The organism is Novosphingobium indicum, assembly GCF_014645195.1.
In the GTDB taxonomy this organism is placed as follows: domain Bacteria; phylum Pseudomonadota; class Alphaproteobacteria; order Sphingomonadales; family Sphingomonadaceae; genus Novosphingobium; species Novosphingobium indicum.
In genome coordinates, this window is record NZ_BMLK01000080.1 from 1 (window position 1) to 2,108 (window position 2,108).

Genomic DNA, 2,108 nt, shown 5'->3' on the forward strand with positions numbered 1-2,108 from the left:
GCTCTCTATTCAACCGTGGCCCAAGGCCATGGCGACATCATGATAGCGAGAAGTGACGGTGTTTCGGAGTTCGTCCCGGAAGATGTAGGGATTTCGCTCCGGGTTCCGCCACCGGAACTGCAACTTCTGGCTGGTGACCAGTCGTCGTAGTGCCTTGCCGACGGCATTGCCCTGATTGTTTCGTCCGTAAATCAGCCACGTCTTTGAGTGGCCGATTTCCGGCACGCGGTACCATTTGCGCATCAAGGGCTTGATACGGGACCGGTATTTCCGCGCCAACCAGTGCGCCATTTTCCAGAACACGACCGTGTCGATGCGCCGGAATATGCGTGCCGTGAAGTCGGTGAACTTGTAGAATGCGGCCCAACCCGCCAGTTGGCGGTTCAGGCTGTCGATCATGTCCACCGTGGCAATCTCATGATTGCCGGAGAGGGCCTCGACCAATCGGCGAGCGAAGGTCTTGGCTTTCTCCTTGGGTATCGTCGAGACCACGGACATGCGTCCGCTCGATCCCCGCCTGCGGATAATCCGGTGCCCGAGGAACACGAACCCGTCGTCGACGTGCGTGATATGGGTCTTGTCCATATTCAGCGTCAGCTTCAGGTCGCCTTCCAGAAAGGCCCGGCATTCCTCGCGGATGGCCTCGGCATGTGCCTTGGTGCCCTTGACGATGACGACGAAGTCGTCGGCGTAACGGCAGTAGGCGACAGCAGGTTTCCATTGCCGGTTCTCGCGAACCGTGATGGGGCGGCCCTGCTGGATACCGAAGTTCCATGCCCAGCGATCCTTTCGCGCCTTGTCGCTCAGGTATTTCGCCTCCAGCCACGCATCAAACTCATGGAGCATGATGTTGGACAGGAGCGGCGACAACACGCCGCCTTGCGGAACACCTTCACTTGAGGCGACGAACAGGCCACGGTCAATGTGGCCTGCTTTCAGGAACCGCCAGAGCAGATCGACGAACCGATCATCCCGGATACGCCGCCGGACGCAGCGAAGAAGAAGCCGGTGGTGGACCGTGTCGAAGTAGCTCGCCAGATCACCTTCGATGATCCAGCGGCCCCGCGTTCCGGCGCCACTATCCTGCAACTGTATCTTCACGGTCCGGACAGCGTGATGCACGCTGCGTTCCGGCCTGAAGCCGTAGGAGAGGCGATGGAAGTCGCTTTCCCAGATCGGCTCCATGGCCATCAGCATCGCACGTTGGACGATGCGGTCTTTCAGGGTCGGGATACCCAGTGGACGTTTCTTGCCATTGGCTTTCAGGATATAGATTCGCCTGACCGGCTGCGGGACGTAATTCCCCGTCAGCAAGTCCGTTCGCAGGCTGGCCAGATGATCTGCCAGTCCGGCCTGCATCCGTTGCTTGTCCATTCCGTCGATACCCGGCGTATTGGCGCCGCTAGACGCCAGCACGATCCGGGCTGCCTCGGCAAGCCACGCCCTGTCAGCAATGAGCCTGAATAGGCGGTCGAACCTGCGGTTCGGATCGCTCTCGGCCCATGTCGCGAGCTTGTGCTGCATTTCGCTGATTATCAAAGGTCTTCACCTCGTTTGGTCAGGTAGTTTGCACTTCAAGCAGATTGAACTGTCCCCCTTCGCCATGTGACAGGCTTTCCCTGCCGCGGACTACTACGGGAACTCCGCCAGCATGATGGACATCGGGGCCAACTCCCTTGGCATTCCATCATGCCTTCCCTCGTTCATATGCTGGACTTTCACGCGCTGGGGAGGCTGCCGGTCGCAGTCCTTGTCCTTGCGTCCCGCAAGTCGATACCGATGCCATGGCCTGACTGCGTTCTCTCCATGGCTCCATGCGGGCGACCTACATGTACGCCCGCAATCGGATGTCGCCGACATACGTGTCCGGCGCCATCATCAGCATTCCGCCTGTTAAGCCGTGTAGGCGAAGGCGACATTTCAGCCCTCGGATGCGGATTAACCGGTTCGTGTTCCTCAACCTTCCAGCGCTACAGCCTCGGGGACCATCTTGGCGTAACGGCTTCGCCTCAATCCCCTTTACCTGCGGGCTACGTCACCCTGCCAGTTGACAGCAGGTCACCGCCGCTTGGGCTCATGCCCCCTCACAGCAGAGGGCAAGGCATTCG

The 2,108-nt window shown here is 59.7% G+C and carries 1 protein-coding gene; it reads right to left on the reverse strand.

Annotated features, from left to right (window positions below):
- Positions 1-9: 9 nt before the first annotated feature.
- The gene (gene ltrA / locus IEX64_RS24150; RefSeq protein WP_099185759.1) at positions 10-1,524 is read right to left on the reverse strand and encodes a group II intron reverse transcriptase/maturase; all 1,515 of its coding nucleotides are present in this window, start codon (positions 1,522-1,524) and stop codon (positions 10-12) included.
- Positions 1,525-2,108: the final 584 nt, after the last annotated feature.

Bases quoted from the DNA above. Each gene is read 5' to 3' on its own strand.
- ltrA (WP_099185759.1), bottom strand. From the start codon at position 1,524: ATGCAGCACAAGCTCGCGACATGGGCCGAGAGCGATCCGAACCGCAGG.